The 14546-nt window shown below is 40.0% G+C and carries 11 protein-coding genes and 1 tRNA gene; 5 read left to right on the forward strand and 7 right to left on the reverse strand.

Annotated elements, in window-relative coordinates:
* Nucleotides 1-4 precede the first annotated feature (4 nt).
* The 5 genes from ABWV72_RS17415 (at nt 5) to ABWV72_RS17435 (ending at nt 4390) form a co-directional block, all read left to right on the forward strand.
* A complete protein-coding gene (locus ABWV72_RS17415; RefSeq protein WP_342806398.1) occupies nt 5-739 on the forward strand; it encodes a uroporphyrinogen-III synthase in 735 nt (244 codons plus the stop codon).
* Nucleotides 740-1933, forward strand: coding sequence for a uroporphyrinogen-III C-methyltransferase (locus ABWV72_RS17420; protein WP_342806396.1), 1194 nt, complete (start codon nt 740-742; stop codon nt 1931-1933).
* Entirely contained in the window at nt 1930-3102 is a 1173-nt protein-coding gene (locus ABWV72_RS17425) for a heme biosynthesis protein HemY (RefSeq protein ID WP_342806394.1), read from the forward strand. The genes ABWV72_RS17420 and ABWV72_RS17425 overlap by 4 nt, the downstream gene beginning before the upstream one ends.
* A gap of 228 nt (nt 3103-3330) precedes the next feature.
* Nucleotides 3331-3915: a TetR/AcrR family transcriptional regulator gene (locus ABWV72_RS17430; protein ID WP_353372046.1), complete on the forward strand. Its 585-nt coding sequence runs from the start codon at nt 3331-3333 to the stop codon at nt 3913-3915.
* A gap of 398 nt (nt 3916-4313) precedes the next feature.
* Nucleotides 4314-4390, forward strand: a tRNA-Arg gene (locus ABWV72_RS17435).
* Between the two features lie 123 nt (nt 4391-4513).
* Here the strand turns inward: ABWV72_RS17435 and ABWV72_RS17440 are convergent.
* From ABWV72_RS17440 to ABWV72_RS17470, 7 genes are all read right to left on the reverse strand, one after another.
* A complete protein-coding gene (locus tag ABWV72_RS17440; RefSeq protein WP_353372048.1) occupies nt 4514-6694 on the reverse strand; it encodes a multiheme c-type cytochrome in 2181 nt (726 codons plus the stop codon).
* Nucleotides 6695-6836: 142 nt separating this feature from the next.
* The gene (gene pgm, locus ABWV72_RS17445; protein WP_353372050.1) at nt 6837-8489 is read right to left on the reverse strand and encodes a phosphoglucomutase (alpha-D-glucose-1,6-bisphosphate-dependent); all 1653 of its coding nucleotides are present in this window, start codon (nt 8487-8489) and stop codon (nt 6837-6839) included.
* A gap of 85 nt (nt 8490-8574) precedes the next feature.
* Nucleotides 8575-9558 carry an aldose epimerase family protein gene (locus ABWV72_RS17450; protein WP_353372052.1) on the reverse strand — a complete coding sequence of 328 codons (984 nt, stop codon included), beginning with the start codon at nt 9556-9558 and terminating at the stop codon, nt 8575-8577.
* On the reverse strand, nt 9555-10583 hold the full coding sequence (galE, locus tag ABWV72_RS17455) for a UDP-glucose 4-epimerase GalE (RefSeq protein ID WP_353372054.1): 1029 nt from the start codon (nt 10581-10583) through the stop codon (nt 9555-9557). The genes ABWV72_RS17450 and galE overlap by 4 nt, the downstream gene beginning before the upstream one ends.
* Nucleotides 10584-10643: 60 nt before the next feature.
* Nucleotides 10644-12218: a sodium/sugar symporter gene (locus ABWV72_RS17460; protein WP_353372092.1), complete on the reverse strand. Its 1575-nt coding sequence runs from the start codon at nt 12216-12218 to the stop codon at nt 10644-10646.
* A 30-nt stretch (nt 12219-12248) separates the two neighbouring features.
* Entirely contained in the window at nt 12249-13415 is a 1167-nt protein-coding gene (gene galK / locus ABWV72_RS17465) for a galactokinase (RefSeq protein ID WP_353372056.1), read from the reverse strand.
* Complete coding sequence (locus ABWV72_RS17470) at nt 13415-14458, reverse strand: UDP-glucose--hexose-1-phosphate uridylyltransferase (RefSeq protein WP_353372058.1); 1044 nt, start codon at nt 14456-14458, stop codon at nt 13415-13417. The genes galK and ABWV72_RS17470 overlap by 1 nt, the downstream gene beginning before the upstream one ends.
* Between the last annotated feature and the right edge of the window lie 88 nt (nt 14459-14546).

The following is a 14546-nucleotide window of genomic DNA, read 5'->3' on the forward strand; positions in this document are numbered from 1 at the left end:
ATAAATGTCTATTTTATTGCTGCGGCCAAAAGAAAAATTTGAAAAAAGTACCCGTTACTTGCAACAACAAGGTATTAGAACCGTTGGTGTAGGACTGATAGAAATAGACATAAATCAGGATAATCTACAGCAATTTGCGCAAACTATTTTAGCCATGGATGCACAGCAAATTAGCCGTAGTAAGTGCATATTTGTCAGCACGCACGCTGCCGAAATCGTTATTGAAGGTGTCAAAGATTGGCCCTCTGAACTCGCTGTTTTTGCGGTAGGTCCAAGCACTGGTGAGCGTTTAACACAGTTAACCGAGCAAGTAATTGTGCCTGACATGGCCTGTTCAGAAGGCTTATTGTCGCTCCCACAATTGCAAAATTTATCGAGCCACAAAGTATTTCTGCTAAAAGGTGTTGGCGGCCGCAAAATGTTACCCTCAGAACTGCAACAACGAGGGGCTGAGGTGGAACATATCAACCTCTATAATCGTTTGCCATGTGTAAATTATTCGCAAACAGAAGCTTGGCAGCAGCAAGACATTCAATGTATTGTGGCTACAAGTGGCGAAATTATCCAAGCAGCATGGGACAAATTTGACCAAAATTGGTTAAAATCTACACCTTGGATTATGGTTAGTCAGCGTCTTGCCGATTATGCAACTAAACTAGGTATACAACAGGTATATCTCAGTGCTGGTGCAAGTGACGAGCAATTAAAAGACGCAATCAATCAATTTTTGGAGCGCTAAATGACGGAAAAAGACAAAATCACCGCCCTCGAAGAGGAAATGAAAGCCTTGGAAATCGAGAATGCGTCCTACGTCGAAGTAAAGGAACAGCCGAAGCCCAAAGCTAAAGTTGAAACAAAAAGCGAAAAACCGCCATTTACGCCCAAATCTAAGAACACTCCAGGCAAAGATGCGCCAGCTAAAGGTAAATCGAAAACTGGATTTTTATGGTTTGTCACATTAATTAATTTGCTTTGCCTCTTAGCTATTGCAGCTGCCGGTTATTGGTTTTGGCAACAATGGAATAGTACGTTAAATAATGAAAATGCAACTTTGACGGCGCAAAGTGAAACTATTTCAGAGCAAGGTCGAACAATTGACCAATTAGCTCGTCAGTTAGGTACTCAACAAACAGAGTTTGAAGAGTCCATCGCCAAGCAAAACGAATTAACTAACCAAGCATTGACCCAAGCGCAAGCCAATAGTAAAAATCTTGCAGACGTATCAGGTCGTCGTCCAGCTGATTGGTTATTAGCAGAAGCAGATTATTTGGTACGCATGGCCGGTCGAAAACTTTGGTTGGAAAATGATGTCCGCACTGCCGTGGCTATGCTGCAAGCAGCAGATAGCCGATTACAAGATTTAGCGGATCCGTCTTTATTACCAGTAAGACAATTTATTGCCAGCGATATTCAAAACCTTCAACAGATCAATCAGGTTTCATTAACCTCTATCGCTTTGTCGTTATCAGGCATGGTGCAACAAGTTAATAATCTACCCTTGTCGTTACCAGAAGTAGAAGTGAAGGGTTTTGAGCCAGAAGAACTCACGGGAATGGCAAGAGTTTGGGCCTATATTGAGAGCAACTTTAAATATCAAGCCAATGAAGGACCAGTTGAACCCTTACTATCACAACAACAACAGTGGCTAGCCAAAGAGCAGTTACGTTTTGCATTAATGCAAGCGCAAACGGCAATAATGAAAGAGCAAGACACTCTGTTTAAACAAAGTTTACAACGGGCGATAGGATTAATTGTTCAGCATTATGATCTTGAAACCACTGAAGTGGCAGGCATGTTAGACGCGTTACGTAATCTCGAAGAAACGGAAGTCGCGCGTAAATATCCTCAGCAACTTGATGCCGCAAAACCATTGCAAGATATCCTAGAAAACCGAATGAGCAACGCATTCTCAAACGGGAAGTTTGAACTATGAAAAAAATCATTCTGCTGTTAATTATCATCGGCCTCATTATCGTAGGTTTGTACGCAGGCCCAAGTCTAATTAATTACCAAGGGTATTTTCTAATCGCCCTTGAAAGTGGTACTTATCAGGTTTCCATTTTCGGCTTTGTGGTTTTAGTTGTTAGCTTGTTTTTTGTGACTTGGTTATCCATCATTCTGATTAAAAAGCTCATCGATATCTTAGCAGGCTCACAAGACTGGTTGTTCGGATTTAGCAGCAGACGTAAACAAAAAGCTTTCACCAACGGCTTAATTTCACTTGCAGAAGGAAACTTTTTAGAAGCCAAAAAATCTTTAAACAAAATACGTAACGAAGATTTTGACGGCATTAACTTATTAGCTTTGGCCGAAGTGGAAGCGCAGCTTAATAACAAAGTTGATGCTCGAGAGTTATGGTATGAAGCAGCAGAAAAAGACAAAACCGCTTTAGCCGCAAATCTATGCCTTATCCGTGATTTAGTCTTAGAAAATCAGGGTGAGCAAGCACTTACACACATCAATGAAGCCTCAGAAAAGATCCAACGAGATCCGAATATCATTAAATTGTGGGCCAGAGCACTAGAGCAAACTGGGAAATTTACAGTATTAAAAGAGCACGTTAAAAAGTGGAAAAAACCACTTGGAGAGGAATACGATTACTGGTTATTAAAAGCATCAAAAGGTGAATATGCAGAAATTGCCAGCAAAGAAGGTGCGTTAAAATTGAAGGAAAAATGGCAATCTTTACCTAGAGGCGTTCGCAAAGAATCCGGTCAGGTTGCAGCTTATTCTCAACAATTGATCGATCAAGAGATGTATGAAGAAGCACAAACAATTTTAGTGAATAGCCAGAAAAGTGGTCCAATACCGGTACTCTATAATCTCTATCGACAGCTCAAAAATACCCAAACAAATGGTGCAATTAAACAGCTAGAAGGGTGGCTTAAAAAGGACGATTCCAATGTTGATATACTCTCAACTCTAGGACAACTTGCGTATAATTCTGGCGATTATATGCTTGCCGAAAAGGCCCTTTCCAAGGCCATTAAGCTTGCAAATGAACGTCGCGATGTGTTGCTTTTAGCGCAAATCAAAGAGGCGCAAAAAGACAATATTCACGCCTTAGAACTTTATAAACAAACCGTTTTAAGCGCTGATTAAGGACGCCGAAAAAGCGCCTTATCAATTTTTATATCAATCACTACAATAATCGATTTTAAAACCTCTTAGATTATTGTAGTGATGATTACATTAAATCCACTAGCACCCCGTCACTTGCTTGTACGACATTTATAAAAAACCCGCCTTATTTATCTCGAAAGCCTTGTAAAATAGCTTTTTGTAGCGTTTAATACAATTAATATTCCTAGCAATTATCTATATTTTGTAATGAATGATACAAATATTTCCACGACACGAGGCAGGCCGAGAAAACTAGATACTAACGAAGGCCTAAAAAGAGCCCTAACACTCTTTCAAAGGTACGGATTTGAAAATGTATCAGTAGCCGAATTGTGCTCAACATTAAATGCAACCGCTACTTCTATTTATGCTACCTATGGTAATAAAGAGTCACTTTTTCTACGCGCCTTAGCACTGTATAAAAATCAGTTTTTAGGAAAACTTGAACAGACCCTAAAAGAATCAGAAAGCCCCAGTGAAATGTTCAGGAATTGCCTTGAAATGAGTTTAGAATTTTACCTAAACGACAATCACAGATCCGGCTGTTTAATTCTGCAAGGAAACCTCTTTTGTCGAAATAAAATTTTGCTAGAAGAAATAGCCAAACAGCAAACAGAAATACAAACATATATAAAAATCCGTTTACAAAAATTAGAATCCGAAAACCCAGAAGAACTAGCCGATGTTTTAATGACCCTCATGCGCGGCATTGCCCTGTCTGTAAAATCTGAATCCGACGAAGACAAACTCTATACCACCCTCGAGTTTTTCTGTACCGCGTTTGATTGTTAGGATATTTAAAATAGAAAGAACAAAAACAAAAATTAATTTAAAAAAATGAGGCCTAAATTTCCATCGTATTCACAAGATGTCGATAACCGAATCTAACCAGAAGTTTTTATCTAAGTTAGTTAGTAATCACTATTATTTTTATAGATTAAAAATCAACCTCAGCCCGATGATTTCGCAAAAAATGCCTAGGATTAAGGATAATTGAAAATAACAGTGGAAAATTCCTAGGTTTTCATTAAGATCACGCCTGCTTCCAGCGCACCCGTAGCTCAGCTGGATAGAGCGCTGCCCTCCGGAGGCCACTACCCACGAGATAAAGGGAGTTGAGGGACACGACCACTAAGGTCAAATTGGTGAAGCAAAGTAAGAAGCAGTTTTAACAACTAAAAAGTTAATGTCCACCCGTAGCTCAGCTGGATAGAGCGATGCCCTCCGGAGGCATAGGTCACAGGTTCGACTCCTGTCGGGTGGGCCACTTACTCATAAAAGACCGCAGCCCTCTATGGTCATTTTTGATTAAAATTTGGTTCTGTGACCACATTGTGACCAAGCTTTAATAGTTTACCCACTAAAGAAAAATTTTCTACCAACGTAAAAATCATTGATAGCTCTCCCGATTTTGCAGTTTTTGTGATAAGTAAAGTCCTAGCTCTTTAAGCTGTGTTTTGTCTGAGTAGGATACTATCAACTTTTCTAAAGAAGATAACGCCTCTTTTGAATCACCTAGTCCATCAATTGCTAAAATATAGGTGTAAGCATATTGAGAATTATCAGGAGAAAACTTTATAGCTTGCTCAAAGTATTTGATAGCCTTATCCAGCTTTTTTTCCCTAACAAAATGTAAGCCCATTGAATAATTCAGCCCACTGGAATTAGGTATATTTATTAATCCTTTTTGCAACACAGTATAAGTTAATAAAGGTCTCTGTTGTGCACGATACAGATCCGCAAGGTTGACATAACTTGCGTCGAAATACGGATCTACATCCATAGCTCTTTTTAATTGCTTTTCCGCCGAGCCTATATCATGAATATCCATAGACCTGACCGCTTGATTCACAATGCCTTCCCCTCGCCAACTGTTGACCTTTTGTGCCAAAGTAAGCTCTTTAAATGCGCTCTGAAATGCTTCCATGTACTTATGGCTAATCTTTATCGACAATAAATTTCTTACCGCAGCTACCCTAATTGCGCGGTAATCATCGTTTAATAACGGCGTTAAATACACTTCTTTTTCTGTAGAACTTAATAAAGTGGAAACTATCGCTGCACTTAACCTTAATAGTGCCTCATTGTGCGTTAAGTAAGCACTTAAGTAACTGGCAGAAAGCTGATTTGTGCTATATGGCAATTGCTGTAAAGCACTAGCTCTGGTTATAACATCTAAACGAGTGTCAGCAACAATAGATAAATGTTGTTGCAATGTTATTGGCTGACCTGAGTTTAACCTCATCATCAGATGTTTGGTTGGCAATATGTTTTGGGGCTTTCCGTGCCACTGGTTTAGCTTCTTATTTGCCCATTGATTCGTTTTATCATCATGGCATTTTGTACATGCATTCGGTGTATTAAACTCAATAGAAACATTTGGTCTAGGTACTCTAAAGCTATGATCTCTCCTGTCGTCTACCCCCATATAACGATTGTCAGGCATATGACAGTTAACGCACTGGCTGCCAGTTGAATTCTCTTGATGTTGATGATGTGAATTTGCTTGGTACTCTTGCGCCGAATGACATTGTAAACACAGTCCATTTCCTTCGACTTTGATTTTCATTGTATGCTTGTCATGGCAATCTAAACAATTGACTCCTGCACGATACATCTTACTTTGTAAGAAAGAGCCGTAAACATAGACTTCTTCCTGAATTTGACCATCAACATGATAAATCGGAGCAGCAATTAACTGCGGAGTAAATTGATCTAAAAATGGTTTTTGAGCATTAATTCCATCACCAAGAGGTGCTCTTAACGCATGGCAAGAAAAACAAGTATCCATAAAGCTATTATCACGCGGCAGTCCTTGCCAACTAGCAACTTTATCATTAATGCCCCTCAACCACTGACCAGTAGGGTGCTTTGTCGAAGTAATATCAGCAACAACATCACGTTTTACATTTTTTTCCTGCGCAGCATGCTCTGTCATATTGCCATGGCAAGATAAACAACCAATGTTTATATTATCAAATTGACTGTTAAACTGGTTTTTACCTACGTCATAGTTCCTTTGTAAACCATCCGAGTGACAATCTGCACACATACCATTCCAGTTTTGTAATGGCTGTCTCCAATGCAATCTATCGTTTGGCTTTATCTCCTCTTTACTATAATTGTGGTACCAACGCTGACCCCCTTCTTCTATAGGGCGGCTATCCCAAGCAAACGGAAGTACTTGCAATCGCCCTTGTTCAATTTCAACCAGGTATTGCTGTAGAGGGTAGTGACCAAATGTAAATTTAATAGGTAGAGTTTGCTTTTTATCATCATAAGCAATATCGACAAAATATAGCTCCCCTCGCCGATAAAACTTCGCTTTTTGACCATAGTGTTCAACATATTTGTTGTTAAAATCTGCCAACACGTTTTGATTATTTGCTAAAGCCATAGATTTAGCATGATCAGACTTTAACCACTGCTGATAACTTTTCTGGTGGCAGCCAACACAGGCTTGGTTTGAATTAGAGGATGATTTTAAAAACTGTAGGCTATCTCTAGCGTGCAGTGATGTAACCACAGTATAAAAAAGAAGCAATGTATAAAAACTAAATCGAATATTCAAATTGTGACTCTTAACTTTTATTATTTATCAAGCATTTTTAATCCAACTTTGGCTTTACATTCCTAAATACTTGATATATTCACGATAACTTAACTACCAATGTTGCTACAGTACCACGAGTATACGTAGATAACTCCCTCTGTTATTCCCCCTTTGTCTTAGCATCAAATAAGTTTCTTATAAGCGTTTTTGCTTGTTCTATAATTTGCGCTAAATGCGCTGTACCTAAAAAGCTTTCAGCATATATTTTATAAACATCTTCGGTGCCAGATGAGCGAGCTGCAAACCAACCATTTTTAGTGGTGACTTTAAGCCCGCCTATTGCGGCATTATTGCCCGGAGCATGATTTATCACTTGCTCAATACGCTCTCCAGCTAAAATATCTATGGTGATATCGTTTGGCTGTAGATTGACTAATATGCTTTTCTGTTGGCTATTTGCACGGGCCTCCACACGGGCATAATGTGGCTCTCCTAAACTGTCTGTCAAAGCTAAATAATGTTGATGGGGGTCTTTCCCTGTCGTTGCTAGCATTTCTGCTGCCAATAAACCCAAAACAAAGCCATCTTTATCCGTTGTCCAACAGGAGCCGTCCTTAGATAAAAAGCTAGCACCGGCACTTTCTTCACCAGCAAAAGCCAACTTTCCTTGCTGTAAACCATCAACAAACCATTTAAAACCAACAGGCACTTCTGCCACTGGTTTACCCAAGGCTTTCGCCACCCTATCAATCAATGAAGAGGAAACTAAGGTTTTGCCAACTTTAGCGTCATTAGGCCATTGTCTATGAGTCATTAAATAGTTAATGGCCACCGCTAAATAATGGTTTGGGTTCATTAAACCACCACTTTGGCAAACAATACCATGGCGATCAAAGTCTGGATCGTTACCAATGGCTATATCAAAGCGCTCTTTAAGTTTAATTAAGCCCGACATAGCATAAGGAGAAGAGCAATCCATGCGAATTTTTCCATCCTTATCTAACGGCATAAAAGCAAATGCCGCATCAATTACCGGATTAACAACTTCAATGTTAAGCCGATATTTCTCAGCAATCTTAGGCCAGTAGTGAATGCCGGAACCACCTAGAGGGTCAACTCCTATGCTGACACCAGCCTCAGCAATAGCTTGCATATCAATAACTTGTGCCAATTGCTCAATATACAAGCTGGCAAAGTCTTGCTTAATAAGCTCTGGCGAATTAATCGCATCAGCATAAGCGATTGTACGTACTTCTTTAAGGTCATTTGCCAATATTTCATTGGCACGTTGTTCAATTACCTGAGTAACCTTACCCGCTGCAGGGCCGCCGTGTGGTGGATTATATTTAATGCCGCCATCAGCAGGTGGATTATGAGAGGGGGTAATAATTAAACCGTCAGCCTGCCCACTATTCTGGTTATTATGTTCAATAATTAAACGAGATATCACTGGTGTTGGTGTAAATCCTTCATCAGCTTGGATTACAAGTTTTACATTATTTGCAATGAGCACAGCCAGGGCGCTAGCAAATGCTGGCTCTGATAAAGCATGAGTGTCCTTACCTAAATATAATGGTCCTTGATAACCTTGACTAAAACGATATTCAGCCACCGCCTGACAAATAGCCAGAATATGATGTTCATTAAAGCTATGGTTTGAAGCACTTCCTCGATGACCGGAGGTACCAAAGCTCACCCTTTGCTCGACTATATTTACGTCCGGGCTGTACTGGTAATAATCGGTCACTAGGCGAGCTACGTTAATAATATCTTCTGGCCTAGCTTGCTTACCAGCATGCTGATGAGTTGTCATGTTATTATCCTTTAATTGATACTTCTATCACCAAATAGCTTTATTAGTCTGCACCTAAGTTGTTGCTGCCAGAAGTGTTGCTAAATCAGTTAATCGAGGCAAACTGATAAATTATTTTTCGCTGATATTGCTCATTTGGCCGTAGTACATTGCTAGGAAAATGCTGATGATTCTCAGCGTCGGTGTAGTTTTGTGCTTCTAAACACACCCCTTGACCGCTAGAAAATTGCTTTGCCAAGTAGTAGCCACTATAAAGCTGTATTGCTGACTGATCGGTAAAAACCGACAGACTTACTTGCTGCTTTACTGAGGTAAGCACGGCTTTTGCTTGCTCAAAAGGGGTGTTATCTAAGATAAAACAATGATCAAAGCTTGGCTGGTGCTTTAATAAAGTGTTTTGTGCTAACTTTTCCCTAGTGCCAAAAGACTGAGGCTCTCGAAAATTAATGCCCTGCTCTTCTAGTGACAACAAATTTCCCGTAGGGATATTATCAATATCTGCTTCTAAACAAGCTGAAGACATCAACTGTAGATATAAAGATTTGCCGCTGCTTTCACCTAAATTAAAATAACAATGGTTTGTTAAATTTATCGGTGTTGGCCTATCTGTTGTCGCATAATACTCGATAATTAATGCGTTCGCTGCGGTTAGCTGATATGTTACCGACACAGTTAGATTACCGGGAAAGCCTTGATCATCATGGGCAGAGTGTAAGTGCAAAGTCACCGAATTTTGTGTAAGGGTCGCCTCATCAATTTGCCAGTAGCGCATTGCAAAGTTGTCGACGCCACCGTGTAAACAGTTATCGCCGTCATTTTTCGTTAACTGATATAAATGTTTACCTAGTTGAAACTGAGCACCAGCAATACGATTACACACTCGGCCACAAGTAGCCCCTAGATAATATTCATCACCAATATAATCCTGAATAGATGAATAGCCTAAGGTCATTTCTGTTGCAACACCATTAACAGGAAATTTAATAGATGTTATCCGCGCACCAAAGTTAATGACTTCAACCGTCATGCCGTGACTATTGCTTAATAACACCGACGCTAAATCTATCATTGTTCTAGATAGCCATTGGGGTTATTCGACTGCCAGCGCCAGGTATCTATCATCATTTGCTGCAAACTTCGCTTAGCCTGCCAATTTAACGCTTGATTAGCCTTAGTTGCATTTGCCCAAAAAGCGGCGAGATCACCCGCCCTTCTTGGCGAAACTTCAAACGGAATGCGCTGATCGGTTGCTTGTTCAAACGTATTAACAATCGCAAAAACCGATACGCCATTGCCGGTGCCTAAATTAAAAGCTTCAACACCGGTAAAGTCACCGTGGCAATTAAGCCAATCTAGCGCAGCAACGTGACCTTGTGCTAAGTCCATGACATGTAAATAGTCACGCTCGCAGCTACCATCTTGCGTTGGGTAGTCATCACCAAAAATGCTCAGCTTGTCACGCTTACCCACGGCAACTTGCGCAACATAGGGTAACAAGTTATTAGGAATGCCCTTAGGATCTTCCCCTATCATGCCACTTTCATGGGCACCAATAGGGTTAAAATAACGCAGAGACACACCGCGAAATTTAGCATTGGCTAAAGCTACATCAGCTAAAATCCTTTCAACCATAACCTTAGTTGCGCCGTAAGGGCTAGAAGGCGTACCTAATTTCATGGTCTCTACATAAGGCACTTGGTTTTCTTCACCATAAACAGTTGCTGACGAGCTAAAGATAAAGTTATTTACCTTATTCTCTTGCATCACTTCTAATAAACAAACAGAACCATGCACATTGGTTTGATAATAACTTAAAGGGATTTGCGCTGACTCGCCAACAGCTTTTAGAGCAGCAAAATGAATAACAGATTCAATGGTATAGTCACTAAATACCTGTCTTAACTTAGCTTTATCACAAACATCACCTTCGATAAAGGTCACTGACTTACCAGTAATGTGTTCAACTCGCTTAATGGATTCAACACTTGAATTTGATAAATTATCTAATACAACAACGTCATATTGGCTTTGCAATAATGATAAAACAGTGTGTGAGCCAATATAACCTGCACCACCGGTAACAAGAACTTGCATATATTTTCCTTAGGATGGAAAGGTCAACTCACCCAGAGCTGACCTTTTTATTTATGATAATTACCACCAAGTGGCATACAAAGCAGTTAAGATAAGTACCACGCCAAGTGAGGCGATATTAAACGGCTTACTGGTGGTAAAGCTGACTTCATCTAGGCTAACACTGGCGTCATTACCGTCAGTTTTACCCATTATTGAGACTAAATAACATAGCGCTAAACATAGTAAGAATACTAAACCAACACGATCCATGAAGGGTAACTCTGGCCAAGCAAACTTAAGTAGAAACGAGAATACTGCTGAGCCTAATGCCGCTGACAACGCCCCCATTGAGGTTGTACGTTTATAGAACATGCCCATAACAAAGATCACGACAATCCCCGGAGTAAAGAAACCGGTAAATTCTTGGATATATTGAAAGGCTTGATCAAACTTACCTAATAATGGCTGAGCAACAATTAAAGCAATACATAATGATACAAGTGCCGCTATACGGCCAATATGAACATAGTGGCGCTGGCTCTGTTCAGGTTTAAAACGACTATAGATATCCATAGTAAATATGGTAGAGATACTATTGGTCATAGATGCTAGCGACGAGACAATTGCAGCAACTAAGGCGGCAAATACTAGCCCTTTAATACCTACAGGCATTAACGCCATCATAGATGGGTAGGCTTGATCAGGTGTCGTTAAGTTGGGGTAAAGAATCACTGCAGCAATACCTGGTAAAACAACAATAACTGGCATCAATAATTTAAGGTAAGCCGCAAAAGCAATGCCCTTTTGCGCTTCTTTAATATCTTTCGCTGCTAAAGCGCGCTGAATAATATATTGGTTAAAGCCCCAATAACTAAAGTTCATTACCCACATACCACCAATAAGTACTGAAATACCAGGTAAACTCATATAATGCTCATTTTCTGGGCTTAAAATCATATCAAAATGCTCTGGCATTTTATCGGTAAGCACAGTAAAGCCAGCTAATAGCCCTTGACCATCTGAAACGGCATTTAATGCGAGATAACTCAATAATAAGCCACCAAAAACTAATAGCACCACTTGCAAAATATCGGTAAAGGCAACCGCCTTTAAACCGCCATACAAGGAGTAAGCTACTGAGAATACGGCTAAAAATATCATACCGAACATCCAGTCAACACCTGCAACGGTTTCAATAGCTAAACCACCCAGCCATAGCACGGCAGTTAAGTTAACAAAGGTGTATACCGCCAACCAAAAGATCGCCATAGTGGTTTTAACTTTATTATCAAAGCGCTGCTCTAAATATTGTGGCATGGTAAATATTTTATTTTTAAGGAAAATGGGCAACATGTACTTACCCACTAACACTAAGGTTATTGCTGCCATCCACTCATAAGAAGCAATAGCTAAGCCAATGGCATAGCCAGAGCCTGACATACCAATAATTTGCTCGGCTGAAATATTAGCGGCGATTAACGAAGCGCCAATTGCCCACCAAGGTAGGGCTTTACCTGCTAAAAAATAGTCTTCAGTATTTGCGCCTTCCTTTTTCTCATTGCGAGATATCCATAGTGCTAAGCACAATAGACCTATGACATAAACAATGAATATCGTACTGTCTATGGCCCCTAATTTATTTGTAAAATCCATCATTGATCACCTTATAATTATAATTATTTATTATGCTGATGCCCTAAAGGCACCTTGCGTTGCTGTACATAAATAGATACTTGGCTTTATTGCAAAGTTTTTCTCATATTGGCTATTTACCGCAATTTCGACAGCCGAGACTAAATTGCTTGGTACTAAAGCAACAACACAACCACCAAAGCCACCTCCCGTCATCCGAACGCCACCTTGCTCGCCGAGCACATTGTCAATAATATTGACTAGTCCATCGACTTCCTTGGTACTTACTTCAAAATCATCGCGCAAAGAAATATGAGACTCCTTCATCGCACAACTCAACGCAGCCATATCATTAGCCTTTAACGCTTTTAAGCTAGCGACTGCTCTAATATTTTCAGTAATAACATGTCGAGCACGTCTAAATAATTCTGGCGTGAGTTGCTCCTTGGCTAAAATCAATTGCTCTAAGGTTACTTCTCGAAGCGTATTTTTCCCAAAGTGTTTAGCCACTTGCTCACATTGTTCACGCCTAGTGTTGTACTCACTATCCACTAAGCCACGCTTAACGTTAGAGTTAACAATAAATAGCGTTAAATCCTCTGGTATTGGGGCATCAACAAAGGATAAATCTTGGCAATCTAATAACATGGCATGGTTTTTCTGTCCCATAGCCGATATTAGTTGATCCATAATTCCGCAGTTACAACCAACAAACTCATTCTCTGCTTTTTGACCAATCAGCGCAGCATTGATGCCATCAAGATCTAGCTGATATAACTGACAAAAAGTATTCAAAATGGCAATTTCAAAGCTTGCCGAAGAGCTTAAACCAGCGCCTTGAGGCACATTACCTGACACCACTAAATTAGCGCCATTAATATCAGGGTATACTGCCATTAACGCCTTTAAGGTGCCACGAATATAGTTACTCCACATCATCTCTTGATTAAAGCTAATATCCGCTAGGCTAAACTCATCAATTTGTTGTTCACAATCATGGGCATACACTTTAATCACCTTATCATCACGCCTTGATGCCGCTATAGTAGTACCAAAGTTAATGGCTGCTGGTAGTACAAAACCAGCATTATAATCAGTATGATCACCAATTAAATTCACTCGCCCTGGGGCATGACAAATGACTTGCGCCGAATACTGAAATTGTTGCTCAAATAAATTATGAACTAGCGTTTGTTGGCTTTCATTTGAAACAGTCATTAGCTTTGTTCCTTATAGTGAATATGAGACACATCACGTAACCTTTGTGCTGCCTGTTCTGCGGTAAGATCCCTTTGCGCTTCCGCCATCATTTCATAACCCACCATAAATTTACGCACCGTAGATGATCGTAGTAACGGCGGGAAAAAGCTCGCATGCAATGTCCATTCATTATGTTCTTCACCATCAAATGGCGCTCCATGCCAGCCCATTGAGTATGGGAAAGAGCATTGGAATAGGTTGTCATATTTAATGGTTATTTGTTTGAGAATATCAGCCAAAGATAACTTTTGTTGCTCATTAAGCTCCGTGATACGAGAAACCGTAAAGCGTGGCAATAATAAGGTTTCAAAAGGCCAGGCTGCCCAGTAAGGCACAACGACTAACCAATCATCGTTTAACACCACAATACGTTCTTGGTTTTCAACTTCTCTTACAGCATAGTCTTGTAATAAATTGCTTCCCTGAGAGGAAAAATATGCCGCCTGTGCTCGCTGCTTTTTCATCACTAGCGTTGGTAGTTGTTGTTGTGCCCAAATTTGACCATGAGGATGAGGGTTAGAGCAGCCCATAACGCTACCTTTGTTTTCAAACACCTGAACCCAGGAATACGTTTTCCCTAATTCCTGACATTGCTGTTGCCAGGTATCAACAACCCTCGAAATTTCTTTTACCGAAAGCTGTGGCAAAGTTTTACTGTGATCAGGTGAAAAGCATATTACTCTGCTTTCACCTTGCTCTGTGGCCATCTTAAATAGTGGGTCATTATTAGTAGCGCTAGGAGTATCTTGTTTGATTGCCGCAAAATCATTAGTAAAAACGAAAGTTTTTTTATAGTCATCATTTACTTCACCATTGATGCGAGTATTGCCAGCACACAAAAAACAATTTTCGTCATAAGCAGGTTTGTCTTGTTCATCTAATTTTTCCACTTGCCCCTGCCAAGGTCGCTTGGCGCGGTGCGGTGAAACCAATACCCATTCATCAATTAACGGGTTATATCTTCTATGTGGATGCTCTGTCGGATCAAACTCAATTGTCATAATTTCAAAATCACAATTATTAAAAACATGAAACAAGGGTAAACGTTTACCTCGAAGTATGCAAATAGTTGTATTGCAATTAAACCTA

The sequence above is a fragment of the Aliiglaciecola sp. NS0011-25 genome (genome assembly GCF_040370605.1).
Lineage (GTDB): Bacteria > Pseudomonadota > Gammaproteobacteria > Enterobacterales > Alteromonadaceae > Aliiglaciecola > Aliiglaciecola lipolytica_A.